This is a genomic window from Moritella yayanosii (assembly GCF_900465055.1).
Lineage (GTDB): Bacteria > Pseudomonadota > Gammaproteobacteria > Enterobacterales > Moritellaceae > Moritella > Moritella yayanosii.
This window is the reverse complement of sequence record NZ_LS483250.1, coordinates 1,504,763-1,530,561: the sequence shown is the minus strand read 5'-3', so window position 1 is coordinate 1,530,561 and position 25,799 is coordinate 1,504,763. Positions and strand designations below refer to the sequence as shown.

Below are 25,799 nucleotides of genomic sequence, written 5' to 3'. Positions count from 1 at the left end.
TAAGCGGGTGCTTTTGTTTAAGATGACCTCTAAAATCAATGAGAATTTTAAAAGGTAATGAGTTCTTCTTTGAAAAGTAGTTTATCGCCCGCTACAAAAATCCTCACTAAATGAATTATCATCTCTTTTTCAGCCCAGTTTTCATAGAATAGGAACATATTTGTATCTTCACGATGGCTTGAGGAGGATAAAGAACCACTCACGTATTGGGTAACGGTATGTTGATGATAATGATCTGTGGATTCTTTCAAAGACAATTTATGGGTATGGCCGCAAAAAATATGCTCTATCTTGTGTTTGTTGATGAAGTTGTGCAGACGATAGGAATTGTAAAGGGGATCATTGTCGGTTTCTAGCAGTGGGTGATGGCACATGAGTAACAATTTGTCATAACTTGCCTGCTCTATCCGCTCGGAAAGGGATCGCAATATCTCATCATCAATACAGCCATTATCACTGTACAGTTGATTAGAGTCGAGGCCCACAACCAATATTGACTTTCCATGGAGGCGTAATGTTTGAATGAAATTAATATCGGTGAAATTGTTTTTCACCTTGGATATGTTTGGATCGAGAAAAATATTATTTTTTGTACACTTGTTCGGTTCTAATGGATGAATGATATCTACATCATCAATAAACTCACGAAAAAGGTCTTGAGAGCGTAAATTTCGTTTGTCATGGTTACCCATGATAGAAAATCGATGAGAGCAATGAATTGAACTTAAAAAATTGCCCGCATCTTCAAATTCACTTTCTAAACTATCGGTTGTTGAATCCCCTGTATTGATCACAACATCCGCGTCGTAGGAGTTTAATTTCTCTAACAACAATTTATTATTTCCGTCCCAATGGCGAGAACCAAAATGTAAATCTGAAATGTGCAATATATTCAATGTATCTTTCCCTGTTTTACAATTTATCAGAGTTGAATCAATTCAACTCTCTCTTTTAAACCTTGTCATGATCAAAGTGTATTAAATAAAGGCTCTGCGTTAGCTAGCAGTGCATCGAATTATAATATTTGACTGAGAAACAGTTTCGTTCTTTCATGCTGGGGATCGTTAAAGAATTTTTTGGGCTCATTCTCTTCAACGATTTCCCCTTTATCCATAAAAATCACCCGGTCAGCGACGGTTTCGGCAAAGGCCATTTCATGGGTAACTACGATCATTGTCATGCCAGTGTCAGCTAATTCAATCATTACATCAAGTACCTCCTTGATCATTTCTGGATCAAGAGCGGAAGTTGGCTCATCAAACAGCATAATTTTAGGATTCATGCATAATGAACGAGCGATGGCTACACGTTGTTGCTGTCCTCCAGATAGTTGCCCTGGAAATTTGTCAGCTTGTTCAGGAATTTTAACTCGTTCCAGATACTTCATTGCCTCGGCTTCCGCCTCTAATCGGGGCATTTTACGGGTCAAGATAGGGCCTAGAGTGAGGTTATCTAGAATGCTAAGATGAGGAAAAAGATTGAAGTTTTGAAAGACCATGCCGACTTCTGTACGAATATGGTCAATGTTCTTTAAATTTTTATCCAAGGTTATGCCATCGACAATAATATTCCCTTCTTGATGCTCTTCAAGGTGATTTAGGCAACGAATGAGCGTTGATTTACCCGAGCCTGAAGGTCCACATATTACAATGCGTTCACCTTCATGAACGACTAAGTTAATGTCTTTAAGAACATGAAAATCACCGTACCATTTATTAACTGTTTCCATTTCAATGATGACTTCATTGGACACTGCCGACTTAAGCTGTTCCTTATCTTGGGGGGTTATTGTATCGTTCATTATTTGTTTCTCTTATTAGCGGTCGTATTATTGTGACCAGTCGAAAGTTTTTGTTCAAGATGGCGGCTGTATTTTGACATGGCAAAGCAGATCAAAAAGAAGAGAATTGCGCCAAAGACCAAGGGTTCTTTGTGCATCCCAAGCCAAACGACATCCTTGCTGACGGAGCGTAACATGCCTAGTACATCAAACAGTCCGATGATTGAGACTAAGGTGGTATCCTTTAATAACCCAATATAGCTACCCACAATATTAGGGATCATATTTTTCAATGCCTGAGGCATAATAACCGCGCCCATTGTTTGCCAATAACCCAATCCGATGCTATGTGCGCCTTCATATTGACCTTTGGGGATCGTTTGAAGTCCTGCTCGAACGGTTTCAGCCATATAACAGGCATTGAATAAGCAGACCGCGATGATGACCTGAACTAATTTATTGAGGACAAAACCTTCTGGCATAAAGAGCGGGAACATGGTTGTCGCCATAAACAGCACGGTGATCAAGGGTACTGAACGAAATAGCTCAATGAAAGAAAGGCAGAGTATGCGGATAAGCGGTAGTTTTGAACGGCGTCCAAGGGCAAGTAGAATTCCTCCAGGTAGTGCACAGGCGATACCGATGCCTGATACAACTAGGGTTAAAAATAATCCACCCCATTGTGTCCAAGACACGGCTTCAACTTGCCAACTCATTTGCCAGAAGTAAATCACCGCAAAGCAAGCTACAAAAATGCCCAAAAGAAGACGCTTTTTATGTTTCTCAGAACGACTTTCTTTGTTGAATAAGCGGATAATAAATTCAGGGAGACCGATCCCTTTCATTACGCCTATTGCTGCGTGAATAGTATTACCTAACAGACAAACAAGGGAGAGGCTAATCATGACTTGCATGAAAATACCCTTACCACCACCGGCAAAAAGATATCCCGCCAAGAAGGGATAAAGAAACAATGTGCTCAGCGCGATAAATACTTTTGCTTTGACCCGTGGTAACCAAAGTGGAGCTATCCAGAGAACTAATAATAGCCCACCTAAATTGATCCGCCATAACTCATCTCTTGGGTAACGGCCATAGAAAATATTCTCTAGCCAGTCAAATACACCTGCCCAACAGGCACCTTCTGCACTGATTTCAAAGCATTGGCGACGATTATCAGCGAACCATACGGCATCTACAATACCCCAGACCCATAATTCTTTGAGGGTGATATAAAGAACATAAATAGTCACGACAGTAAGAATGCTGTTGAAAACAGAACTGAATAAATTTTTATGCATCCAGCCAAGTAGCGATCTTTCTGATAAAGGTGCTTCTCTCGGTGGTGTACTTTTTATTTTTACCATTGCCATTATTAACGCTCCACCAATTGAACTCGTTTGTTATAGATATTAAGCATCCAAGAAATAAATAGACTGATAGACATATAAAATGCCATTGTCATGCCGACGATTTCAATGGCGTGCCCTAATTGATTCAGACTTGTTTGCATGAACAGCGAGACAAGATCAGAATAACCGATGGCGATCGCCAGAGAAGAATTTTTTACTGTATTCATCCATAAGCTGATCATGGGCGGTACGATGGCCGGCATTGCTTGAGGGATGATAACGTAAGTTGCCATCTGCATCGGTTTTAATCCGATGGCATGGGCTGCATCTCTTTGCCCTTGGTTAACGGAGAGTATCCCCGCACGTACCGATTCAGCAAAATAGGCGGAGTGATAAATACTTAACGCGACTAAAAGCGTTAAAAATGCGGGGGGTAATGCTGCTCCGCCTACAAAATTGAATCCTTCAAGCTTGGGAATATCCCATGATAAAGGTGAACCCGTTAATAAATAAACGCTGCCTGGTAGTAAAATAAGAAGTGCTAGCGAGGCGATAAAGGTCGGGGTAATTTGTCCTGTTAGATCTCGTTTTTTTTTCGCCCAACGTCTTAAAAAAACAACCGAGGTAACAGCAATAATCAGGGCGAGTCCCGTTATCCAGAGTAAATCACCCGGTACAGGCCATGCCATGTAAAGACCTCTATTATTGAGCAATATAACCTCTGCTCCACCAGAGAGATCAATACTATTTCTCACTTTTGGCAAGATGGAAAATACGGCGATGTACCAAAAAACCAGTTGTATTAATAAGGGGATATTACGAAAAATTTCCACGTAGGCAAGGGCTACTTTGGAAACTAACCAATTGTTGGATAATCTCATCATACCGATAAAAAATCCCAGTGAGGTACTGGCGATGATGGCTAATATCGAAACAAAAAGTGTATTGAGAATGCCAATGAGATAGATGTCTGCATAGGTTCCTATGCCTGGCTCATAAGAGATCAGTGTAAAACCAGGGTCAAATCCCGCGGATACACTCAGAAAATCGAAGCCTGTGCTCATGTCTCGCACAGCTAAGTTGTGGGCGGTGTTACTGTAAAGATACCACGCACAGAATATGACCACGGCTGCGGTAATAAATTGGTAGAAAAATGAACGGACTCGTTCATTTTGGAAAAAATCAAACTTTTCTTTTGATTGGATCTGTTTGTTTGGCCGAGCATCGTCATTTATTGCCACTATATATCCTCCGTAAGATTGGCTTTTATTTATGCATCTATATTTTTATAAGCGCAAGCCCAACCACTGGCATCAATCTAAGCTGATGCTAGTGGTTGGGCTTCGTCGTTTTAACGCATTGGTGGTGAGTACATTAATCCACCATTGGTCCAGAGCTCATTCAACGTTCCTTTCCGAGGGATGCCAATAGCCAATTTGCCACTGCCTATATAAGCCTCATAGTTCTCACCATAGTTACCAACTTGCTTGATAATGTCATAAGCCCAGTCTTTGGTTAGCCCCATGCCTTTGTGGATATTTCCTTCTACACCCAATAAGCGGCGAACGGAAACATTTTTTGAATTTGCTCTCATCTCATCAACATTGGTACTGGTGATACCGAGTTCTTCTGCATTGATCATGGTAAAGATGGACCATCTGACTAGATCTGTCCATTTGTTGTCACCATGTCTGACCGCAGCTGCGAGTGGTTCTTTAGAGATCGTTTCAGGGAGAATGATGTGCTCTGATGGGTTCGGGAACGCGGCTATATTTGCAGCCATTGATGACTTGTCACCCGTGACAGCATCACAACCACCCTTCAGATAAGTATCGTCTCGTATATTCCAATCTTCAAAGGTGACATTGCTAATTTTGAGATTATTTACACGACTGAAATCGGTCATATTGAGTTCATTGGTTGTGCCTGTTGTGACACAAATCTTAGCACCTTTAAGTTGCAGGGCACTGGTGATACCACTATCTTTACGGACCGTGAAACCTTGACCATCATAAAAATGCGGGGGCAAAAAATCTAAGCCGAGCTGTGTGTCTCGAGTCATGGTCCAAGTAGCGGTTCGAGATAAAAGATCAGACTCGCCATTCGTCAATGCTGTGAACCTCGCTTGGCTACTAACCGACTGGATTTCGAGTTTATTTTTATCGCCAAAAATAGCGGCTGCAACGGCTTGGCAGACGGCTACATCAAGACCATACCATTCACCCTTGGCATTTAAATTATAAAATCCAGCAGAGGGGGTGCCGACCTGACAGCGTACGTGCCCACGCTTTTTGACTATATCGAGGGTACTTTGAGCAAACGCACTGGAAGTACCTGCAAACATAATGGAAGAAATAGTTGCAAGTATTATGGTTAATTTTTTAATTTTCATAGCATATCCTTTTATTTGATAAGGTTTAATTAAATCTATTTTAATATGATGACTGAAAGTATTCGCAAATATTTACAGATGCCTAGCAAAATATGTTCACGCATGATACACGGTTGCACTAGTCATCGCATGTTATTAAAGAGCGCTACATCCAGCCTAATCATTAACAAAAACTCAATCGCATGTTAATCGAAAATAATGCTTTAGGGTAGAAGTATTGGAAATTTGTGAGTAGTGGTAGGGGGCATTAGCAAATAGGGCCGTACTATATTACAAATAAAAACAAAGAGTACATTATTTTGGTGTATTTGAGGAAATACATTTTATCGTATATAACTTAGGCGGTAGATTATCGTTTTTAAAACACGGTTTAATGCGTGCGCCGCAGGACTGACTCAATCTATTTCGATTACCGAGGCGAGTCTATTAATTGTGGTAGCAACAAAGGTTGATATCCCTGAGGAATATCAACCTTTGTTGCTACTGACGTAGCATGAAAATACTTAATTATGACGCTATAATCTTAATGTTCTTACTACCATAAACCTTTCGCTTTCACACGACTTGCTTTAGCGAGTTGATCATCCAGATCGGGCACTTCATCTTTTTCAGCTGACCCCATTCCACCACTACTCAATTTATCAATTTGGCTGCGAATCGCTTTTAATTGCGCCAAAGCTTTGGTTTGATTTTGCTGTAAGGTGAACAATAACGCATCGTCGGGTGTTGCTATCACATTTTGCTGTTCAACGACTTGGCTTTGCTGAGTGTTGATATCGCTAACTAAGTCCGTCAGCTTTTGCCATTGCTGTTCAGATAATATAGCCTCTGTTGGACTTGGCGCTGCAGTCGTGATATCTGCAGTTACCTCAACTGCGGCTAACAAGTTAAAAAATGTTTTTAACTCCACATTTTGAGTGAAGTTTTGCGATAAAATTAGCGGTAATTCGGGTGCTAAATTATGCAAATACAGTCCAGAAAGATAAATCTGCCGGTGAAAGTTATTTACTCTTTCACGTGCAATTTCCACATTATCATTTGATGCTTGTAATTGTTTTTTCCATTGACGCAGGCTGCTTGCAGCATCGCGATGATGCTCATAAATCTCAGGTTCAAGGGTAAAACTGCATTTAATCTGCATTTGTTATCCTTTTATGCTACGGCTACGTCTGTTTCAGTGATTTCATCAGCAGCATGATAACAACAGATTTCACGCGATAGCGCTTCTTGAGGTGATGGCACCAAAATGACTTTGTCACCAAGGCTTGGATAAACGTCACGAATTGCTTGTTCAATTAACAGTGCACCACCACCCACTAAATATACGCGGTTTGGATTTTTAGTGAATGTTTTTGCTTCATAAGCAACAGCGGCACCTAGCTCAGTAATCTTATCTTCAATTTTACCTAAAACCCAATCCACTTTGCTTACGTCATTAATCACATCATCGACAAAGTCGCGATCTTTACGACGTTTAATCAATTCGTTTGCCACAAGATAGCTTGCATCGCTGTCTGCCGCAGCCAATGCTTTACGTACTGCATCAGTGACCATCGACACACCGATTTCTGGATTACCATAAACAGCAGATACGTCTTCGAATTCACCCACAATGACACCCATGTCTAAAGTCGTACCACCACAATCAATCACCAGTGATTTAGTAAATTCGTTTACCCCGGAATCCATCAAGGTAGTTAATACCGCGGGCAGACTTTCAGGTAATACTTCAATGTCAATGATTTCAAACAGCTCACCTTTATTTAAACTGATGTCACGCATTAGGTTTTGTTTTTTACGTTCAATATTAGTTTCGTTCTTCTGGCAATCTTCGGCATTGTAATATTCAATAATAGGCAGAGTAACAAGAATACTAATCGGACCCGGCTTCATACCTGTTTGTAATAATGCATGATGTACTGAAAGTAGATTTAGATCGTCATATTGATAAGCAACATGTGTTGTAGGCAATGCTTTATCAGACGTGGCATCAAATGTGTATTTCGTTGCGCCAATTTGATAGTTGAAGATTTTACTATTATTCAATAATGCAGCACTCTTCCAATCTTTTCGGAATGAGTTAGGCGAGGTGATGCTTTGTATAACCCCTTTGTCGATCCAGCTAATTTTAACGTTGGTTGAACCATCATCGATGGCAAATTTCATTTTGGCTAGTGTCATAACTTATTGTACCTTAAATATATTTTATACAGATGATATCACCAAATTAAGAACCTACAAGTTATCGATTACATCTGACGATTAATCCATCCATCATATAATATGCTAATTTGGTTTTTAATCAGAAATTCGGTAAATCATGCACCATCTTTATGGTCTTCTCTTAATAGGAATTGTTATATTTAAAGTCGCGAAATTATTCTTCATCTCCGATTTTAAATCCTTGACGCATTATAACTAAAACTTTTATTAACAACGGATTCTATCCGTCTGACATAAAAATATCTTATATCTGTCATCTTAGATTCACATGTTGCCAGTAATCTTCTGTCCCATGATTTCAATTTATGTGTTGGATAGAAGGTATGTCAAATAAAGTAATACTGGTAGTGCTGGATGGTTTAGCGTACGAGACCGCGCAGCAGTGTATGGGTTTTCTTCAGGGGTTAACCGAGCAAGGTAAAGCGACGCTGTATAAAGTGCAGTCTGAGCTGCCGTCGATGTCCCGACCAATGTATGAAGCCATTCTTACCGGCGTTGCTCCGGCGAATAGCGGTATCGTTCACAACCAGATTATCCGTAACTCTAATCAGCAGAGTATATTCAGTCTGGCCCATCAGGCAGGGCTCTGTACCGCCGCCGCGGCGTTTTACTGGATCAGCGAATTGTATAACCGTAGCCCCTACGATGCGGTGCGTGATCGTTTTAGTAACGATCCGGAACAGCTGATCCAGTACGGCATCTTCTATCATCAGGACAGTTATCCTGACAGTCACCTCTATCTGGATGCGGAATGGTTACGCCGGCATCATGATCCCGATTTTCTGTTGGTACATCCGATGAATATCGATGAAGCCGGTCACAAGTCGGGGTTGGATAGTGCGGACTATCGCAATACGGCTCGTCAGTCGGATGTTCATTTGTCTGCATATATATTGCAGTGGATGAACGCCGGTTACCAAATTATAGTGACCGCTGACCATGGTATGAATGTGGATAAGAGCCACGGAGGAACACTAAAAGAGGAACGTGAAGTTCCGCTTTATGTGATAGGCGAATGCTTCTCTCATGATGCCGAAGCCAAACCCCGTCAGCTTGAACTGTGCGGCACAGTGTGTGAATTACTTGGCTTGTCTGGCCACGGGAAGCCCGTCGCGACTCAGTTACTTGTTGGATTGCATGATTACGTTAAGCCAGTTATGGCGCCGGATATGAACGACTTAATTCTAACTCTCGACCAATCTTCAATACACAGGAGCTAAACCATGTCTAAATTTTTCATCGCAGGTGCTATGGCGCTGATGGCGGGTAATGCAGTGGCTGCATGCCCTGCGGTTACTGGGCCTGATGCTGGTGGCGCTTATCCTCACCTGTTTGAAAAATCTGAATTTGAAAGCATTCAGGGTTGTACACTTAACTTTAGTGAAAATCCGTCTATCAAACAACTCAACGGACGTATTGCCGGTAATCCGAAACTGCTGCCGTTGGCACAGCGTCTGCCGTTAGAGCCGTTGATTATCGCCCCTTACCAAAGCATAGGTAAGTACGGTGGTGTACTCAATGGCATATCAAAATCAACTGAGTCAGGTACCTCTGATCTGTTGTCTCTGCGCCACGTGAATTTGGTTCGTTTCAGCGATGATCTGGCGACAGTTGTGCCAAACGTGGCAAAGTCCTGGGAATGGAACAGCGACTTTACTGTGCTAAAAGTAACTCTGCGCAAAGGCCATAAATGGTCTGATGGTGCCCCGTTCACGGCTGAAGATGTGGTCTTCTGGTACAACAATATCCTGATGGATAAGCATGTCATTGAAAAACCCAAGGATCGTTTCCTCTCTGCGGGTAAAGCGGTTAAGGTCAAAACGCTGAATGCAACCACTGTGCAGTTCACGATGAATGAACCTGCTCCGGGCTTCCTAGATAACTTCGCGCAAGATTATGCGCAGCCATTCCTGCCTAAGCACTTGTTAGAAAAATTCCACCCTGAGTTTAATCAAGAAGCTGACAAGCTAGCTAAATCATTGGGTTTTGACAATGGCTATGCACTCGTTAACTTTTATTATGGTCAATCAGACTGGAAAGATATTCCCACGCCACTGCTGAAAGACAAAGCGGCTACAGAGCGTCTGGTTAAAGCAGGCTACACTGCAATTATGCCAACTCTAGAGTCATTTCTAGTGGTTGAAGAATCTTTGGAAGGTCGTCGTCTGGTGGCAAATCCTTACTTCTTCCAGACGGATACTGCTGGTAATCAGTTGCCATATATTAACGAGATCAACGAAGTCTATATCGGTGATGAGGATATCCAAACCGCCAAGCTGATCTCTGGTGAGGTGGATTACAAGGCGCAGGCGGTTAACCTGCCACAAGCACCGGTTCTGCTAGAGAACAAAGATATTGGTAAGTATGAGATCTCACTGCGTCCGAGCATCGCGCAGACCACTTTTGCATTCAACTTAACCGATAAAAACGAAGAGAAACGTGCCGTTTTCAATGATGTTAACTTCCGTCGTGCAATGTCAGTGGCGATTAAACGTGATCAAATCAATGAGATCGCTTACTTCGGACTGGGTGTACCAACGCAGTACACAGGTTTTGATGCGGACACTACACCGTTTATCACTGATGAGCTGAAACAAAGTTGGATCCAGTTCGATCAGAAACTAGCGAGAGAACTGTTGGATACAGCCGGTGTTGTTGATAAGAACGGTGACGGTCTACGTGACCTGCCATCGGGCAAAAAGTTTGAGCTGAATATCCACTATGCGACGCAGGGTTCGGCAACGGAAGTGGTTGAGATAGTCGCTAAAAACTGGAACGATGTTGGGATTAAAACCACGATCAAGGAAGTGACCTCTGACGAGTACCGTAATTCCCAAACGGCCAATGATCTGAGTGTACTGACCTGGGTGATGGGGCGTCCACTGGCGAGTATGGCCAGCAACACGGAAACACTGGTGCCGCCATACGGTAGTTTCTTCGATTTACGTACTGGGATGCTCTGGTCTCAGTATCTGGACACTAAAGGTGCAGAGGGTATTGCACCGCCTGCGACTGTTGCAGAGATGAAGATGCTTACGGATAATTTTGTCATGCTGAAAGCGGGATCCAAGGAATCGAATAAAGTGGGCCTGCAGATCGCTGAGAGAGTAGTCGATGATTTGTTCATCATTGGCACTGTGAAAGCGGTTTCACCAATCTATCGCAGTAGGGCATTAGCAAACTTTGAAGTGCCAAAAACATCTTCTTATGAGTTCTATCGTATGTATCCCTACTTGCCATCTCAGTGGTATCTGAACAACTAAAGTCTGGTTAAAAAATAACGATTACAGAGGTAATAACAAGGAGGGGCATTGTCTCTCCTTGTATTGTTAATAGTATCGTTAATCCTTTTGATATAACCCAATATAAAGCAACGCGTAACGGAATCCTTATTATGATTATTCAGTTTTTATTTGATACTTGGTTGCTGTGGATTCTGCTTAGCATAGGTGGCCTGCTCTGGTGGAGTGGGCGTGACAGTCAGTATTTTAATTATGTGTTTAATCGCTATCTGTTGGCGCTGACGACACTGTTGCTGGTAAGCGGCATTGTATTTTCGCTGATGGAAGTGATGCCAGGTGATTGTGCTGAGAAATATATCGCCTATAAAAATACGCAGGGAGAGATCATCACTCAGGCCGACATTCAGGCTGAGCGAGTGCGGATGGGGTTGGATAAGTCGTTACCAGAACGCTGGGGGCGCTGGGTAACTAATCTGACCTTACGCGGTGATCTTGGATTCAGTTGTGCTAAACGCCAAACCGTAAATCTGGCACTGGGTGACCGATTCTGGATGAGCTTTATGTTCTGTATGGCGGCGTTAATGTGTTCTTATATCATCGCGGTACCGTTTGGTATTTTTTCAGCTTTTACCATTAATAAACCTTGGACTGAGACAAACCCGCAATACAGCAAACCACAACAGTTGCTTGGTACTGTGATGCTGAGTCTGCAGAAAGTGTTGGATTTGCTGCTGCGTATTATCAGTTATCTGGGGCTCGCTTTACCTAATTTCTTGCTGGCACTGACTATTATTCTACTTTATGTTTTTGCTGGGGAACCAATGCCGACAGGGTTGTTCTCTGAAGAGTGGCGTAACGTGCCTTGGTTTGGCGACAACGGTTTTGAAGTGGATAAACTTTATGATTTCCTCGGCCATATATGGCTGCCGATCTTTGTCATTGGTTGGTCTGCTACTGCGTTGCAGCTACAGACAGTACGTGCACTAGTGGTCGATGAATCGAATAAACTTTATGTTGATGCAGCCCGCGCCCGTGGTGTTGAGGGCGTTTCGCTCTGGGTTGGGTATCCGGTACGTCACTCAATCAGTCCGCTGTTTAACTCTATCGGTTTTGATTTCCAACGGGTGTTTAATGATCTGCCTATCGTGGCTATGGTCATCGGCATGACCGATTCTGCAGCATTGCTGATCGAAGCCCTCGCCATGACCAACGATCAGGAACTGGCGGCAGGTATCCTGTTTCTCGTTGCGCTGGTGGTGATCAGTATGAACTTTATTACCGATGTAGTGCTAGCTGCGATCGACCCGCGGGTGCGTAAAAGTGTGTTAGGGAATTAATGATGAATAAGATACTGGTCCGTTTCGGGCGTAAATCGAAGAAAACAAAGACTGATGAATCTTATTATACGGCGGGTCAACTATCGTTGATCAAGGGGCGTTTTAAGAGTAAAACTTCCGGCATAGTTGCCGCTTTTATACTGGTAACATTCGTGATGATGGGCTTTTTCGCCCCCTTTCTGTCACCCGTTGATCCAACCATTCAGGGGGCTGATGCCGAGTATCGTCGCGGTGCTCCTCAGGCTTTTTATTTCTGGGATGAGAACGGATTCTCGCTGCAACCATTCAGCTATACCTATGAGAAAGAGAAAAGTAAAATTGATTTTAAAGCACTGGCCAGTGGTGGCCTCGACGCGCTTGATGCTTTTGTCTCAAGCGGTGCACTGAGTTCTTCTAGCCAGAGCAAGTTTAATATAGATAAAAATCAGCGTCGTGATATTCAGTTTTTTGTTCAGGGCTGGGAATACAGTTTGATCGACCTGAGCGTGGGGGGCCTAGATCTGGATCTCCGTTGGGATCGGCACTTGTTCGGCGTAGAGCAGGGACAGATCCACCTGATGGGCACGGATGAGGATGGCAAGGATGTTTTTAGCCGGACACTGCATGCAATCTGGGTGACGGTCAGTATCGCCATTGTGGCGCTGGTGGTGAAGCTGTTTATGTCGTTGCTGGTCGGTGGCATCAGTGGTTATTTTGGTGGCCGAGTCGACACCGTAATGATGAGTATTACTGAAGCGGTGCGGGTTATTCCGCCGATCCCGATCTATCTGGCCTGTGCGGTGGCATTATCACAGTTAGATCTAACGCCGATACAGCGTTATTTCGCCATTGCGGTTGTTATTGGGGCGCTGGATTTTGCTACTTTGGGACGGCGTCTACGTACCCATATTCTGACAGAACGAAATCAGGATTATATATTGGCTGCAGAACTCTGCGGTTCAAGCACTTGGCGGATCATCTGGCGTCACCTGATTCCTAGTTTCAGTAGCTATATTATTGTTGATACTCTGATCAACTTTCCTTATGTCATTCTGGCCGAAACAAGTCTGAGTTTTCTGGGATTAGGGCTGACAGAACCGATTAACAGTCTGGGGGTACTGCTGCAGAAAGCGCAGGATCCAGATATTCAGCAGAATATGATCTGGCAGTTCTTTCCGGTGCTGGTTTTTGTGTTGTTGATCATGGCGTTTGTGTTTGTGGGCGATGCGCTGCGTGATGCTGCAGATCCTTATTCGGAGAAAAAATAAAATGATAATTAACAAAAAATCGAGTGTAAATCTGCTTGAGATCCGCGACCTCAGCATCGACTTCAATACTGATGAAGGATTGGTGCGGGGGGTAGATAACCTGGATCTAAATATTCGACCCGGTGAAGTGATGGGCTTGGTGGGTGAGAGTGGTTCCGGTAAATCGATCACCGCGAAGAGTATTATGCGTCTGGCGCCGGGCAATGCGATTATTCAACATCCCAGCCAGATCACGCTGAATTACCAAGATCAGGCCGTTAATGTCCTCAAACTGCGTGGTCGAGATCTACGTCTGGTTAGAGGCGGTGCGGTATCGATGATTTTTCAAGAGCCGATGGCCAGTTTTGCGCCTGCGATCCGCATTAGCGATCAGATCATTCAAACCATGCAGATCCATCTGGGTTATGACAAAAAACAAGCCCGACGAATTGGTATTGAGCTGTTTGAGCGGGTTGGTATTGTCGAACCGGAAAAACGTTTTGATCAGTATGTATTTGAGTTGTCTGGTGGCATGCGTCAAAGGGCGATGATTGCAATGGCGCTGTCGACCAAGCCGAAACTGCTGATTGCAGATGAGCCGACCACCGCACTGGATGTAACCATTCAGGCGCAGGTGTTGGATCTGATGATGGAATTGCGCGAGCAGATGGGGATGGCGATGTTGTTTATTACTCACGATCTCGGCGTTGTATCAAAGATCGCGGACAATGTTACCGTGATGCAACGCGGCAAAGTAGTCGAGTCCGGCACGGTTGACCAAGTGCTGTTTCAGCCAGAACACAAATATACCAAACGCTTGCTGGATGCGTTGCCAAATTTGGATAATTTGCCTGAGGCGCCAGCGCATACTCCAGCGCCGTTGTTGTCGATAAAAGACTTGTCGATAAGTTATCCGATGTCCAGTAACGGGCGTAAGACTGAGTTGTTTAAGGCGGTGAACAATATCACCCTAGATCTACCTGAAGGCCAGATTATCGGTCTGGTAGGCGAGAGTGGTTCGGGTAAAACCTCTCTGGGCAAGGCGATGCTGGGGGCTGCTCCAATCAGCTCCGGCACTGTCGAATACCATCACACCGAAAAGAAAGTGAAGTTTGGCGCCGGTCAGCCGATCAAACGTAAGCGGCTGGCACGGACTGCGCAACTGGTATTTCAGGACCCTTATAGCTCACTGAATCCTCGGATGACGGTGCGGGATATTATTGCTGAACCGCTGGAAGCGATGAAACTGACCAAAACCCGCGAAGAGACAGATCAGCGGGTTATCGACGTGGCCAGACGTTGCCATATTGAAGTAGAACACCTGCGCCGCTTCCCCCATGCTTTTTCTGGCGGCCAGCGTCAGCGGATCAGTATTGCCCGAGCTCTGGTGTGTAATCCAAAGTTTATAGTCGCGGATGAGTCTGTTGCGGCTCTCGATGTGTCGATTCAGGCTGAAATTCTGAAATTGTTAAAAGAACTGAAAGAGGAGTTAGGTCTGACTATTCTGTTTATCTCTCACGATCTGAGTGTGATTGCTAACCTGTGTGATTGGGTTTGTGTGATGAGACACGGCGAGCTGGTGGAGCAGGGATCTGTGCGTCAGATCTTTCTCGATCCACAGCAGGCCTATACTCAGAAATTGATCTCATCGATTCCGTTGTTGAACTCTCCGGAGGGACGGCTACAACGTTCACCGGATCTACTGGATATTGCATAGTATCTGGTTGATATTTTAGTTTAAAGAGAGGGATGATGGATTATTCTATAGCATAAATTCGGGCTTTTAATGCTACGTTTCAAACGGGTAATTTCACGTGCCGCCGCGTTATTATCGGTAAGCCAGCCATTACGGCACAGATCCGCAAGCTGGAATCTCGTTTCAGTACGCCTTTGTTGGATCGCTTCAATAAAGGGGTACGAGCGACTGAACTGGGTAAACAATTGTATCGGATCACCCGGCAATATCATGATCTCGAAGCGGCGATAGAAGTGCTTTCCAACCCCATATTGTCGCCTGGAAAGATGACTCTGAAGGTGGCAAATGCCTCGTCAATCATTGTTATGCCATTGATCGCATAATTTAGTCGACGCTTTCCTCTGACGACGCTGAAAATTGAGTCCGTCACCAGCTCCGAATGTCGGGAGCTTATACTCAGCATCAGCTGGAAGAGGTGTTTGGTCGTCATCAACTTACCGTGTCCGGTAATGTGGTGGTGGATAATAGAATGGATATGTCGGAAGCGGTTTGCCATGGGCTGGGAGTCGGCTTTGTGCTTGAGCAGGATCTCCGTCCCGATCCACGTTTTATCATGTTGCCAATCGTTGAAGCTACGGATGACGTGGTTGAGCATGAGGTATGGATAAAGAACCGCAGGAGCTTGCCGGGAATTCGTGATTTTATACAGCTGGCGATGGAGCTGCGTTGCGGCACATTTATATCCGCAGAAGTTAGTTGAGTTTGGAGTCTCTAGCGTCAAGAGGCTCGATAATTGGCTTGTTAAGTATTTATATTCTTACGCTTTCCAATTATTGACCGACTCAAGTAAAACATGACTGAATTAGATTAATGCTTATCTAGTACTTTAAACTCCTATCTTTATGATATGGTTATTCTTTTATATTAAAGAAAACAATGGTATGTCATGAATTGTCAAGTAGAAGGCGTGATATTTGGTCCAGAAAGTAAAGAGGCTATTAAAAATATCAGAGATATAAGTAGAAGCGCTCAGATTTTAAGTGTTGCTTTAGGTGTTTCTATTTTGAGTGATATTTTTGTAAAAAACGGTCCTGTTTCAGCTTCTTATAAGATTTATACTACAGATTTTGTTTTACTGGGTTCTGCAATGTCTTCATCTACCCCAATGTTAAGAAATAGAATGGATCACATAGCAGGTGAGATGGTGATATTTAAGTCATCTAAACTGACAGCCGCTGAAAAAAAATTCTGGAGGTGTGTATACAATGAGACTAGCTAAGTTTGCAATAGCAACTGCATTACTAAGTTCTAGTGCATGTGCAGTACAACCCGAACATTACCTTGCGTATGAAGCTAAAGTGAATAGCTGTGTTGAAATAGAAAAAAGAAAGCCAGCCATCTCTTTGGAGCAATTAATCGGACTTCCTAGAGAAGCAATTGCAAAAGGGGTTTTTTATTATAAAGCTAAGAACCTTGTTGATTGCTCTGCTAAAGAAGAATTGTACTCATTAGCTCAAGCCTTGGTGTTCAATGATTCCAGTGATATTGACATGGCAGCATTTACTTACATGTATTTATCTATTGCTCTAGTAGGTAAGGAATCTGATTTCAATCAAGTACCTTCCAATGTTAGAAATAAAATAGAAAAAGCGCTTCAGAATAGAAATCTAGAAGTGAACTTAGTTTCACTATACGACAAATTAGGCACTATGAAGTAATGGTAAAAGATATGTTTACGTAGCCAAATTAGCTGTACGACTGAAGTGGTCAACTAATTATGAGTGAGTTGTAGTTTTAGCGTTCACAAAGTTTAGCGTTATTGCACTAAGCCAAAACTGGACAAAACCTTGTTAGAGTGCTGACTCCAACAAAGTTTATGAGTATTAGGACAAGTATGGCTAAATTGAGATTAACACTTGGGTCCGATGTAGCGTAAATTTCACCTGGACCCACTTATTACTTGCGATTTGCGCGAATCCAAGTTTTCTTACTTTTTGATACTCGCTGAATTTTGTTTGCTTTTATCAAGATATTGAGAGCCTTTGTGAAGTAAGATTTTGGTTGTTTGAGTTTTTTTCTGACTGCCTCTGTAGTTTGCTCTGTTTTGAAATATTCATAGATCCTTTGCTCAAGGCTTTGGACAGACTTCTTTGGCTCAATAATTGGAGACTTAGGTTGAATCTGTGTTTTTGGTTCGAGAGCAATATTATGTCTGATTTTGTGGAGCTTACACTGAAAAGAAAAAGCTGTAACCAAGGAATTATCTTGTGAATGGAGAACAAACTGGCAAGTATCTCGCTGCTGCTCTGTAAGAGATGCAATAATTCCAACCAAGTTACCAATAATATAGAAATCGGCTTGATTAGAGCCACTCGGATAGCTTGAGATATAAAGAAACAGCTTTCTCTCACAGACTTCCTTTACAGCATCATTCTTGGAAAAAACTAAAACTTTATCAGAAATAGATGCACTTATAGCTTCTACTTCCTTGAAGCCAATATTTTCTGCATCATACAAATATGAATCTCAAACATTACTCCTTATATTTTGAGCATGCAACGCGGCTTAAGCGGACTAAAATTGTCCACTAAAACGGGTGAACTACAAACTCCGTCAGGTGATTTTTACGCGTAAGCTTCTCATTGCTTTTACAGACTCATCAAATTGAGCTAGCGCAACGGCAATTATTTTCTCAGCTTCCTCAATATCAGTGGCTTCAAAATTTACGTTGGTGTTTTTCTTCAACCAATTTTCAATTTTTAGTTTTCGAGTTGCCAAAATATCTGCATTGTCTGACTTTTGATTAAGAAACAGAAGCCAATCCATTTCCCTTTTCTCGTCACCATTACATTTAGCACAAGAAAGGACATAATTGGATATTGAGTTATTACCACCGTCAGCTTGTGCAACCACGTGGTCTAAATGACCAATACGAGACTTCCTTTCCATTTTCAGATCACAGTAGACACATGAGTTTTCAAAGTATGCCCATAGCATCGTAACTTCTTTCGTTGATGGATGCGGATCTAGAATGGCACTAAGAGAACGTTTGATTTTATTCTTTGCTATTGAGGGCGTATCTTTTGCCATTATTATCTCCAGCTAACAGTGTCAACTAACATTAAACCTCGAGTCTGGTATAAGCTCTGCTTCCCTGACAAATGTTACACCGTCACAATCAAAACAAATTTTAGACACTTCAGGCAATGTACTTGATACTAATTCTGGAGAAGAGAGCATTTTACTTAAGCATCTTTCAAACATTGAAAAACATGCTTCTTTAAATTGTTCAGAAAAAGGCCAATCTTTTTCAGAATTTACTATACAAATGTCTATCCCAATATCAATTCGTGCATCGAATACACCTTGATGATACTCAACTGTGACACATACGACATGAGATATTGTTTTACTATCCCTTTTACAACGATCAACTAGTAACCGCTTAAAGTTATCTGCATTTAAGTATGAAAACTCATTATTAACTGCAATTAAAACTTTATCACCACAAATTTTTTTATTTTCCGCTGTGATTTTAAGTTGAGAAGAGGCTTTCTTTATGTGAGTTTTTAAGGCTTTAGATACTTCATTTTCGACCTGAAATTTAATCGGCTCTGGTATTGAATCTAATTCTAAATCTACATAATCACTTTCAATCCCAGCTTCACGAAAAATATGTGCAATTTTAACCTGACGAGCATGTTTGTCTAGAGGCTCCTCTTCAAATATCTTTAATTCCGCAACCTGATCAAAACCAACATAGTCGGCATTTTTAACACCGCTTTGATAAGAGAATACTTCATCATACCGCTGCCAATTTATATCACTCATAACAACATCAATGAATGATTCTGTAATCCTAGGTACTTTGAACATTATTTCTCCAAATAAAAATAAACTATTGTAATCGTAGGAAGTCTTGTTTTATAAAAGAACATTTACCATTAAAAATGGCAGCCTTCATGATCCTGTTATTTTGTTATATGGCATGGACTAACTCTTTGTTTATGATCACATCTCTTGGGATTGCCCCGTTATCTTTAGCCCTAATAGATACCTCGTACTCCTCCGTATTTTCCGAATCAGGCAGAACATGACTTACAATTCCATACTCAGAGAACAAACTTGAATCAAGTGTGTAAATGTACCCTTCATCTAAATTACCACTGGTAGCAAACACTCTAGCTACATCTTTACTCTTAGTTGTTGAAATATAACAACCACCATTCATTCCGCTCTCAACTTGATGTGCCCTAACTGCATTCCCTTCAGAGCTTCCGAAAACATAGCCAGCACCCATGCAAGCTCCCTCTTGCCCCATATAAACAGGTGTAGATGGATGAGTTCCTTTAGGTAAAAGTTGCCCATCATGTTCCTTATCTTCAATAACCGAAACACCTCGATATAAATATTGAATCATTCGATACCTGCCATATAGCATTTAACAATAGGACGTCTCGATTTGCCTAGTTTCAGGGGAACCGAGCAGTCCTGTAAATTATTTATTTAGTCTTGTAAGCTATAGTAAAACTAGCTATATGACTGAGTATATTGATGTTAATTTTTAGCTACAAGATAAATCTGACTGTTTTACCAAAATACCAATAGCACTGTATAAAATCATCAATCGCACCATTTACATTAATCACAAATATGCTCAGTAAAATTAAAGTTACTAAGATTTAAACATGAGAAAATGTATGGCAAACTGTCATGAATAAAATATGCATGAGTAGTTGCATATACACTTTGGGGCAGAATCGAGTTAGAGTGATTGTAAAGCCAATGGTGTTTGGTGCCGTTTCGAATTGATGTTGTGGAGGCGCGTGAGGGCACAAAATTTATTAGAAGTTGGTGCTTTAATTCGACATATATCATTACTATTAAGGCTCTTCTCTACTTACGGCAATGCGGATACTTGTAGCCGATCGAATTTGGTGTAGAGACACGGGGTTCTCTAAAATTTGTGATAGTTTTGAACTTTCTGGAAAGTTGATTTTATGGTACCTATAATTTAAAGGGTGTTCGCCGTTCGAACACCCTTTAAATTAAAACCATCAGGGGAAACCTGATCATTTTTTACATCATTACGTTTTTAATCATGTCGTTACAAACGACATAGATAAAGGAGGGTATATAGATGAAATCGTTAATAAAGTCCATCGTCACAGCGGGTTTACCTGAGACGAGTATGACCATAACCCCCGGGGGGAATGTCGGCTAACTTGTGCGTGGAAGCTCACATGCGTGAGATGATAGAGCGCGGCTTTGAAGTTGCAGTCGTCAAAGATGCCACCGCTGGCGCCAAAGCGCCTGAAGGCGTAACCTATATGTATTAACGTCAAATTTATGATGCTGGATCGACAGTGCCTACCATCGAGTTATTCATTCTAAACCAGCCCGCAATTGAATAACGTGCTGATTCAGCGGCAAGTACTTCATGCGGGAAGCGTTCGCTTTCAAATACCACCAAGGTACCTGCTTTGGGTGCAACACGTGCGATCACATCATCTGAATCTTGGGTATAGATAAGTAATTCACCTCCGGCATCGGGAGTATTTAGGTAGCAGACCGTGGTAAATACACGGTTTGATTTACCTTTAAACGCATCGAGGTGTTTTAGGTAAAAATCACCGATTTCATATTTAGCGTAATGACATTCATAATCAAATAAGCCTAAGAAAAAGTTGCGATTTACTTCCAGCCTAAGCTCGCCCATTAGCGCCATAAAATCAGCTTGGGCAGGACTGTTACCCGTTAACCACAGGGTTTTATCTTTACGAATCTGTGCATTTAATTGCGAGTCTTGCTGACGACCAATACCAGCAGGTTTAAATTCTGGTTGGTTTTCAAGGCAATCGTTAAGCAATTCTTCAATAATACCTTCTGGAAATGCATCGTCGATGACCGCATAACCATGCTCATGGATATTATCTAAAATGCTATCCATGGTGGCACGAAAGTTATTTTTTAATGTTATTTGTTCTATTTCCACAATCGTCAGTTATGTGAGGTGATGATGGCGGTATTATACCCGGTTCCATGCACATATATTCAAGTTACTTCAAGTATAACTATGATACAAAATAACAATCGGATAAATAACTAGCGACGCTAGAGGTTAACTAACTGAATTTGATAACTGTAATCACCATAACAAGCTGTTAGAGTAAATATATACATAAAGGTTAAGAGGTGTCTGTGGTAAATAATGTAGTGGTAAATCATTCAGTGGTAAAGTGGCCTGCAGTGATCAAATACCATGGCGAAGATGAATTAATCTATATTGCCTCGTTAGCTGAGTGGCAAAATGATCCTGATTTATGTCTGCCTCACTATGAATCAGAAGATCGATTAATCGATGCGAGTGGTGCTTTATTTGCACTCTCTGCCGCGTCATCGCCCTCGAATACAGACATGTTTGTTGCTTTAGACTCGCGAATATTGGTGGCTGAGTTTGTCGAATTAGTGCGTAAACATGCGGTGATTGAAAATTATTGCTGCTCTGCAAAGATAAATGCCAAGACTCATCAGCAAGTGGTCGCGATGGTCAAAGAAATCAATTCACTTTAGCTCGGAGATTGAGTCATGGACGAACATGTCGTTATTTTGATTATTGCTTTAATTGTATTGTTCTATGGTTTCATCTCCAAAAAACTCGCTCAATTTGATATATCTGGTCCTATGGTGTTTACCGTATTGGGGCTGATCTGCTCGCCGTTTGGATTCGGCATTACTGCTGTTGAAGTGAATGCCGAATTTGTCACTGTGTTGGTAGAAATAGCGTTAGTACTGGTGTTGTTTAGCGATGCGGCATTATTAGATCTAAAATTATTGCGACGTTCATGGCAGATACCTGCACGATTACTCTTTATCGGTCTTCCTTTGACGATTATCGCTGGTACTGCTGTTGCTGTATGGCTGTTTCCAGAGCAACCTATTACGTACATGATCTTGCTGGCGTTGCTGCTTACCCCCACAGATGCTGCGCTGGGTAAAGCGGTGGTGACAGATCCGAAAGTGCCTAAAATTATTCGTTCTAGTATCAACGTTGAAAGTGGTCTGAACGACGGCATTGTTTTCCCCATCGTCTTAACCGTGGTGGCATTGATAACCAGTGGCCTAACTAAAGCTAATGACTATAGCTGGATTTGGTATGTAGCCGAACAAATTGTCTTTGGCATGTTGGTCGGCGGTATAGTGGGTTATCTGGGTGCTAAATTATTGAATAAAGCAATCGAACATAACTGGATTGAAGAAAGCTATCAAAATTTGATCCCCATAGCTCTTGCAATTTTCGGGTTTTATCTTGCCGAAACATTATTAGGTAATGGTTTTATTGCTGCTTTCTTTGCCGGTTTATATATCGGTAATACCAGTAAACAAGCGCGAATACATATTGAAGAGTTTGCTGAAAGCGAAGGGGAGTTATTTATACTTATTAGCTTCTTTTTGTTTGGTTTAGCGTTTGTACCATTAACATTACATGATATTAGCGTAAACGTGGTTATCTATGCGTTATTGAGCCTGACGGTATTACGTATGTTGCCGGTGATTGTGTCATTAATGGGTACCAATTTGGACTTTGCAAGCCGTGTGTTTATTGCTTGGTTTGGACCGCGAGGCATCGCGTCTATTTTATATGTGTTGATTGTGGTGCATAACGTCGGTGATATTGGCGGTTTTGATATTGTTTACGCCGTTGTGACGCTTACTATCCTTATGAGCATTTTTGCTCACGGCTTTACCGCACAACCTTTTTCAAATCTATACAGTAAAAGCCATCGAGATAGACCTTAATCAGCTTAAAACGTTAAGCCTAACGCCGCCAGTGATTTCGAATTATTGTTAATAGCGGCGGCTTCACGTTCAACTAACTCTGTTTGTTGTAGATTGTGCTGTGATGCATCACTGATATTGACGATATTGCGACTGATTTCTTGTGACACCATATTTTGTTCTTCTGAGGCTGTGGATATTTGTATTGCCAGGTCTGAAATATCAGTGATAGCACCATAGACATTCTGCATCATCGCCTGTGTACGTTTAGATTCATCGACACACAACTCGGCAGACTCTTTACCTTGCTGCATGGTTGTCGACCATTGTTCAAGCGTTTGTTGGATCTCGTTAATTGAAGTTTGAATTTGCTCTGTGGCATTATGGCTACGTGTTGATAACGCTCTTACTTCATCGGCAACGACTGAGAAACCACGACCATGTTCACCCGCTCGCGCTGCTTCAATTGCGGCATTTAATGCCAGTAAGTTTGTTTGAGCAGCGATACCACGTATTTCTAATATGATGGTGCTAATTTTTTTCGCTTTTTCTGACAACATACTGGCTGATGTCGCTGACTCTGCTACATCATTGGCGAGTTTACCTATTTGGGTCATAGTTGCTGACATTGCTTTGGTTGCATTTTCACAATCATTATGAGCCAGGTGGACTTTTTGTGACGTTAATAGGGTATTTTTAGATACTTCTTCGATCGTCGAGGCCATTTCTGTTACGGCTGCTGCGACTTGGTGTAATTCAGCTGTCTCTTGTTCAACACCTTCTTTCGCCTTGTGGGCAGCTGAGGTTAGATTATCAGCACCTGTTTCAAGGGCACGGCTACTATCAACAACACGACCTAAAATTGTTTGGATCTTGCCTTCTTCCATTTTCAATTGAAAATCAACAATACCCTGTGGTTTCAACCCTGAGAATACATAACGGGAAACACTATCATAACGTTGTTTCAGAGTGGAAAAATAGCGTGGTACTGTAATTAATTCATTATGGAAAATAATAAAAGGCAGCAGTGGTAATAACACACTGAGATAAGGCATGTTTTGACTAGCAAACACGATCAATGCACTGATGATAAAGAAAGCCAGGGGTTTCAAGAACGGACGCTGATACCACTGGAATAAACTCTTACCATTATTGATGGCTTTATAAGCCTGTTCGGCGGTGAGCTTATCTTTGTGAGCCAGGTTTTTACGCACCGACTGATAGCCAACGAGTTTACCTTGTTCATGGATTGCGGTGACAAAGGCATCAACCCAATAATAGCGGCCATCTTTACAACGGTTTTTTACCGCGCCGCGCCATGGTTTTCCCGCTTGTAAATTTGTCCAAAGGTCCTTAAATGCGACCGCTGGCATATCAGGATGACGGACGACATTGTGATTTTTACCTATTAATTCATCTAGTTCATAACCGGCAACTTGGCAAAAGGTTGGATTGGCATAAGTAATGACACCTCGAGTATCGGTGGTCGAAACTAATTCATCTTGCACATCAAATGAAACTTCTTCATTAATGACTTGAGTGTTTCTTCTGTTCATTACTTATTTATCCCCACTGTAGTATTGGATTTATTAATTGGTATTGTATTTACATCTTAAGAGGTAGTAATGATACATTAAATTTATAGGTAATAGCGTTGTAAAAGTTAAATTAATGTAAAGATACTTGGTGGCAGTTGTATTTTGTTCGAGACACCCTGTTGTTTTTTGACCTATGGCGAACTGGTTGTATTGGTTTTTTCTGTGTTATTTTTGTCTGTGATTGCGGTGTGATTTTGTGCCATGGTTTCTAGAATGGCGTCTTTTTCTATCCAAAGTTGATTCAAGTGTTGCTGAAAGCCAATTTTGAATGCTCGGTCTTTTTGGTAATCGCCGCGCATCTTGGCATCAATTTTAGATACGCTAATATGCACATGTACATCTTTCACTTCACCACATATATATTGCCAAAATGTAGGTGTTTGTTCAGGGTAATAAATGGTCACATCAACCACTTTATGAATGTGATCGCCTAATGCAGACAGTGCAAACGCTAATCCACCGGCTTTGGGTTTTAGCAGATGCTTGAACGGTGATTTTTGCTTGTTATGTTTTTCTGTGGTCAAGCGTGTACCTTCAACAAAATTCATCACACTGACAGGGGTTGATTTGAATTTAGCGCAGGCTTTGCGTGTTATTTCGATATCTTTACCGCGTAACGTCGGGTTTTTCTTTAGTTGCGCAGTGCTATAACGACGCATAAACGGGAAGTCTAGCGCCCACCAAGCCATGCCTAAGAAAGGAACAAAGATAAGTTCTTTCTTCAAGAAAAATTTTAAGAAGGGGATCTTTTTATTTAATACACGCTGCAAGATCAGGATATCAACCCAAGATTGATGGTTCGCAATGACCATGTACCATTCTTTTTCCGACAGTTCGACATCAGCATTGTGCAGATGAATTTTTACTGGGTGAATTAGGCGTTCTATCACCCCGTTAACCTTGATCCAATTACTTGCAAAGCAGACCAGCAATGCAGAACAAAGAGTCTGCAGTATTTTAATTGGCAGTAATTTGATTGGGCTTAAAATAATGATGGGGGTCGCCCAAAACAATAAATTTAAATAATAAAAGATAAACGCTAAACAGCCTCGTATAAATGACATAAAATTTCCTAAACAGTAAAACACATACTTACAAATAAGTGTGTATATTACGGCCCGAAGTGTCAGGTCTCAATATATAAAAGTTCGTTTACGCTCAAAACAGCCTTATT

At 41.8% G+C, this 25,799-nt stretch carries 26 protein-coding genes; 12 read left to right on the top strand and 14 right to left on the bottom strand.

All coding sequences use genetic code 11. The features are described from left to right. Nucleotides 1-47 precede the first annotated feature (47 nt). The 7 genes from MORIYA_RS06955 to parM all read right to left on the bottom strand — a co-directional run bounded on the left by MORIYA_RS06955 (nucleotide 48) and on the right by parM (nucleotide 7,705). On the bottom strand, nucleotides 48-896 hold the full coding sequence (locus MORIYA_RS06955) for a metallophosphoesterase family protein (protein WP_112713857.1): 849 nt from the start codon (nucleotides 894-896) through the stop codon (nucleotides 48-50). Between the two features lie 119 nt (nucleotides 897-1,015). Then, complete coding sequence (locus MORIYA_RS06950; protein ID WP_232011724.1) at nucleotides 1,016-1,738, bottom strand: amino acid ABC transporter ATP-binding protein; 723 nt, start codon at nucleotides 1,736-1,738, stop codon at nucleotides 1,016-1,018. Between the two features lie 62 nt (nucleotides 1,739-1,800). Next, complete coding sequence (locus tag MORIYA_RS06945; RefSeq protein ID WP_112713853.1) at nucleotides 1,801-3,153, bottom strand: amino acid ABC transporter permease; 1,353 nt, start codon at nucleotides 3,151-3,153, stop codon at nucleotides 1,801-1,803. A 2-nt stretch (nucleotides 3,154-3,155) separates the two neighbouring features. Next, nucleotides 3,156-4,373: an amino acid ABC transporter permease gene (locus tag MORIYA_RS06940; RefSeq protein ID WP_232011546.1), complete on the bottom strand. Its 1,218-nt coding sequence runs from the start codon at nucleotides 4,371-4,373 to the stop codon at nucleotides 3,156-3,158. Nucleotides 4,374-4,483: 110 nt separating this feature from the next. Further along, entirely contained in the window at nucleotides 4,484-5,524 is a 1,041-nt protein-coding gene (locus MORIYA_RS06935) for an amino acid ABC transporter substrate-binding protein (RefSeq protein WP_112713851.1), read from the bottom strand. Nucleotides 5,525-6,059: 535 nt separating this feature from the next. Continuing rightward, on the bottom strand, nucleotides 6,060-6,665 hold the full coding sequence (locus tag MORIYA_RS06930; RefSeq protein ID WP_112713849.1) for a hypothetical protein: 606 nt from the start codon (nucleotides 6,663-6,665) through the stop codon (nucleotides 6,060-6,062). An 11-nt stretch (nucleotides 6,666-6,676) separates the two neighbouring features. Beyond that, on the bottom strand, nucleotides 6,677-7,705 hold the full coding sequence (gene parM / locus MORIYA_RS06925) for a plasmid segregation protein ParM domain-containing protein (protein ID WP_112713847.1): 1,029 nt from the start codon (nucleotides 7,703-7,705) through the stop codon (nucleotides 6,677-6,679). Between the two features lie 365 nt (nucleotides 7,706-8,070). On the opposite strand from parM, the gene MORIYA_RS06920 reads away from it, so the two are divergent. The 9 genes from MORIYA_RS06920 (at nucleotide 8,071) to MORIYA_RS06880 (ending at nucleotide 16,966) form a co-directional block, all read left to right on the top strand. Further along, nucleotides 8,071-8,967, top strand: coding sequence for an alkaline phosphatase family protein (locus tag MORIYA_RS06920; RefSeq protein WP_112713845.1), 897 nt, complete (start codon nucleotides 8,071-8,073; stop codon nucleotides 8,965-8,967). 3 nt (nucleotides 8,968-8,970) lie between these two features. Beyond that, nucleotides 8,971-11,010 carry an ABC transporter substrate-binding protein gene (locus tag MORIYA_RS06915; protein WP_112713843.1) on the top strand — a complete coding sequence of 680 codons (2,040 nt, stop codon included), beginning with the start codon at nucleotides 8,971-8,973 and terminating at the stop codon, nucleotides 11,008-11,010. Between the two features lie 131 nt (nucleotides 11,011-11,141). Beyond that, nucleotides 11,142-12,326 carry an ABC transporter permease gene (locus MORIYA_RS06910; RefSeq protein ID WP_112713841.1) on the top strand — a complete coding sequence of 395 codons (1,185 nt, stop codon included), beginning with the start codon at nucleotides 11,142-11,144 and terminating at the stop codon, nucleotides 12,324-12,326. After that, nucleotides 12,326-13,573 carry an ABC transporter permease gene (locus MORIYA_RS06905; RefSeq protein WP_112713839.1) on the top strand — a complete coding sequence of 416 codons (1,248 nt, stop codon included), beginning with the start codon at nucleotides 12,326-12,328 and terminating at the stop codon, nucleotides 13,571-13,573. Before MORIYA_RS06910 ends, MORIYA_RS06905 begins: the two co-directional genes overlap by 1 nt. Further along, on the top strand, nucleotides 13,530-15,269 hold the full coding sequence (locus MORIYA_RS06900) for a dipeptide ABC transporter ATP-binding protein (RefSeq protein ID WP_232011723.1): 1,740 nt from the start codon (nucleotides 13,530-13,532) through the stop codon (nucleotides 15,267-15,269). Before MORIYA_RS06905 ends, MORIYA_RS06900 begins: the two co-directional genes overlap by 44 nt. Before the next feature lie 56 nt (nucleotides 15,270-15,325). Further along, nucleotides 15,326-15,631 carry a LysR family transcriptional regulator gene (locus MORIYA_RS21755; RefSeq protein ID WP_112713835.1) on the top strand — a complete coding sequence of 102 codons (306 nt, stop codon included), beginning with the start codon at nucleotides 15,326-15,328 and terminating at the stop codon, nucleotides 15,629-15,631. Between the two features lie 56 nt (nucleotides 15,632-15,687). Beyond that, a complete protein-coding gene (locus MORIYA_RS06890; RefSeq protein WP_112713833.1) occupies nucleotides 15,688-16,008 on the top strand; it encodes a LysR substrate-binding domain-containing protein in 321 nt (106 codons plus the stop codon). 186 nt (nucleotides 16,009-16,194) lie between these two features. Further along, nucleotides 16,195-16,527, top strand: a complete 333-nt coding sequence (locus MORIYA_RS06885) for a hypothetical protein (RefSeq protein WP_112713831.1) — start codon at nucleotides 16,195-16,197, stop codon at nucleotides 16,525-16,527. Continuing rightward, entirely contained in the window at nucleotides 16,514-16,966 is a 453-nt protein-coding gene (locus tag MORIYA_RS06880; RefSeq protein WP_112713829.1) for a hypothetical protein, read from the top strand. The genes MORIYA_RS06885 and MORIYA_RS06880 overlap by 14 nt, the downstream gene beginning before the upstream one ends. A 238-nt stretch (nucleotides 16,967-17,204) precedes the next feature. Here the strand turns inward: MORIYA_RS06880 and MORIYA_RS06875 are convergent, their stop codons facing one another. The 4 genes from MORIYA_RS06875 to MORIYA_RS06860 form a co-directional block, all read right to left on the bottom strand. Next, nucleotides 17,205-17,765 (bottom strand): hypothetical protein, encoded by a 561-nt coding sequence (locus MORIYA_RS06875; protein WP_112713827.1) that lies wholly within the window; start codon nucleotides 17,763-17,765, stop codon nucleotides 17,205-17,207. A gap of 96 nt (nucleotides 17,766-17,861) precedes the next feature. Next, entirely contained in the window at nucleotides 17,862-18,338 is a 477-nt protein-coding gene (locus tag MORIYA_RS06870; RefSeq protein ID WP_112713825.1) for an HNH endonuclease, read from the bottom strand. 21 nt (nucleotides 18,339-18,359) lie between these two features. After that, nucleotides 18,360-19,124, bottom strand: coding sequence for a hypothetical protein (locus MORIYA_RS06865; protein ID WP_112713823.1), 765 nt, complete (start codon nucleotides 19,122-19,124; stop codon nucleotides 18,360-18,362). A gap of 103 nt (nucleotides 19,125-19,227) precedes the next feature. Further along, on the bottom strand, nucleotides 19,228-19,668 hold the full coding sequence (locus MORIYA_RS06860; protein WP_197713360.1) for a hypothetical protein: 441 nt from the start codon (nucleotides 19,666-19,668) through the stop codon (nucleotides 19,228-19,230). 793 nt (nucleotides 19,669-20,461) lie between these two features. Here MORIYA_RS06860 and MORIYA_RS21580 point away from each other — a divergent pair. After that, the gene (locus MORIYA_RS21580; RefSeq protein ID WP_269461236.1) at nucleotides 20,462-20,587 is read left to right on the top strand and encodes an isochorismatase family protein; all 126 of its coding nucleotides are present in this window, start codon (nucleotides 20,462-20,464) and stop codon (nucleotides 20,585-20,587) included. Between the two features lie 8 nt (nucleotides 20,588-20,595). On the opposite strand, the gene MORIYA_RS06850 is transcribed toward MORIYA_RS21580, so the two are convergent. Beyond that, complete coding sequence (locus MORIYA_RS06850) at nucleotides 20,596-21,198, bottom strand: 2OG-Fe(II) oxygenase (protein WP_174216903.1); 603 nt, start codon at nucleotides 21,196-21,198, stop codon at nucleotides 20,596-20,598. A 245-nt stretch (nucleotides 21,199-21,443) separates the two neighbouring features. Between MORIYA_RS06850 and MORIYA_RS06845 the strand changes: the two genes are divergently transcribed. Together MORIYA_RS06845 and MORIYA_RS06840 are read left to right on the top strand one after the other, a co-directional pair. Further along, nucleotides 21,444-21,821: a DUF4144 domain-containing protein gene (locus tag MORIYA_RS06845; RefSeq protein WP_232011545.1), complete on the top strand. Its 378-nt coding sequence runs from the start codon at nucleotides 21,444-21,446 to the stop codon at nucleotides 21,819-21,821. Between the two features lie 15 nt (nucleotides 21,822-21,836). Beyond that, nucleotides 21,837-23,048 carry a cation:proton antiporter gene (locus MORIYA_RS06840; RefSeq protein ID WP_112713819.1) on the top strand — a complete coding sequence of 404 codons (1,212 nt, stop codon included), beginning with the start codon at nucleotides 21,837-21,839 and terminating at the stop codon, nucleotides 23,046-23,048. Nucleotides 23,049-23,053: 5 nt separating this feature from the next. Here the strand turns inward: MORIYA_RS06840 and MORIYA_RS06835 are convergent, their stop codons facing one another. Together MORIYA_RS06835 and MORIYA_RS06830 are read right to left on the bottom strand one after the other, a co-directional pair. Beyond that, nucleotides 23,054-24,583: a methyl-accepting chemotaxis protein gene (locus MORIYA_RS06835; protein WP_112713817.1), complete on the bottom strand. Its 1,530-nt coding sequence runs from the start codon at nucleotides 24,581-24,583 to the stop codon at nucleotides 23,054-23,056. A 173-nt stretch (nucleotides 24,584-24,756) separates the two neighbouring features. Further along, nucleotides 24,757-25,689, bottom strand: coding sequence for an acyltransferase (locus MORIYA_RS06830; RefSeq protein WP_112713815.1), 933 nt, complete (start codon nucleotides 25,687-25,689; stop codon nucleotides 24,757-24,759). Nucleotides 25,690-25,799: the final 110 nt, after the last annotated feature.

Excerpts from the sequence above, each read along its gene's own strand:
- MORIYA_RS06835 (WP_112713817.1), bottom strand. The coding sequence starts at position 24,583 with ATGAACAGAAGAAACACTCAAGTCATTAATGAAGAAGTTTCATTTGAT.
- MORIYA_RS06840 (WP_112713819.1), top strand. The coding sequence starts at position 21,837 with ATGGACGAACATGTCGTTATTTTGATTATTGCTTTAATTGTATTGTTC.
- MORIYA_RS06890 (WP_112713833.1), top strand. The coding sequence starts at position 15,688 with ATGTCGGGAGCTTATACTCAGCATCAGCTGGAAGAGGTGTTTGGTCGT.
- MORIYA_RS06905 (WP_112713839.1), top strand. The coding sequence starts at position 12,326 with ATGATGAATAAGATACTGGTCCGTTTCGGGCGTAAATCGAAGAAAACA.
- MORIYA_RS06870 (WP_112713825.1), bottom strand. The coding sequence starts at position 18,338 with ATGGCAAAAGATACGCCCTCAATAGCAAAGAATAAAATCAAACGTTCT.
- MORIYA_RS06945 (WP_112713853.1), bottom strand. The coding sequence starts at position 3,153 with ATGGCAATGGTAAAAATAAAAAGTACACCACCGAGAGAAGCACCTTTA.
- MORIYA_RS06880 (WP_112713829.1), top strand. The coding sequence starts at position 16,514 with ATGAGACTAGCTAAGTTTGCAATAGCAACTGCATTACTAAGTTCTAGT.
- MORIYA_RS06865 (WP_112713823.1), bottom strand. The coding sequence starts at position 19,124 with ATGTTCAAAGTACCTAGGATTACAGAATCATTCATTGATGTTGTTATG.
- MORIYA_RS06900 (WP_232011723.1), top strand. The coding sequence starts at position 13,530 with ATGCGCTGCGTGATGCTGCAGATCCTTATTCGGAGAAAAAATAAAATG.
- MORIYA_RS06915 (WP_112713843.1), top strand. The coding sequence starts at position 8,971 with ATGTCTAAATTTTTCATCGCAGGTGCTATGGCGCTGATGGCGGGTAAT.
- MORIYA_RS06850 (WP_174216903.1), bottom strand. The coding sequence starts at position 21,198 with ATGGATAGCATTTTAGATAATATCCATGAGCATGGTTATGCGGTCATC.
- MORIYA_RS06910 (WP_112713841.1), top strand. The coding sequence starts at position 11,142 with ATGATTATTCAGTTTTTATTTGATACTTGGTTGCTGTGGATTCTGCTT.
- MORIYA_RS06885 (WP_112713831.1), top strand. The coding sequence starts at position 16,195 with ATGAATTGTCAAGTAGAAGGCGTGATATTTGGTCCAGAAAGTAAAGAG.
- MORIYA_RS06920 (WP_112713845.1), top strand. The coding sequence starts at position 8,071 with ATGTCAAATAAAGTAATACTGGTAGTGCTGGATGGTTTAGCGTACGAG.
- MORIYA_RS06830 (WP_112713815.1), bottom strand. The coding sequence starts at position 25,689 with ATGTCATTTATACGAGGCTGTTTAGCGTTTATCTTTTATTATTTAAAT.
- parM (WP_112713847.1), bottom strand. The coding sequence starts at position 7,705 with ATGACACTAGCCAAAATGAAATTTGCCATCGATGATGGTTCAACCAAC.
- MORIYA_RS06935 (WP_112713851.1), bottom strand. The coding sequence starts at position 5,524 with ATGAAAATTAAAAAATTAACCATAATACTTGCAACTATTTCTTCCATT.
- MORIYA_RS06930 (WP_112713849.1), bottom strand. The coding sequence starts at position 6,665 with ATGCAGATTAAATGCAGTTTTACCCTTGAACCTGAGATTTATGAGCAT.
- MORIYA_RS06860 (WP_197713360.1), bottom strand. The coding sequence starts at position 19,668 with ATGATTCAATATTTATATCGAGGTGTTTCGGTTATTGAAGATAAGGAA.
- MORIYA_RS21580 (WP_269461236.1), top strand. The coding sequence starts at position 20,462 with ATGTCGGCTAACTTGTGCGTGGAAGCTCACATGCGTGAGATGATAGAG.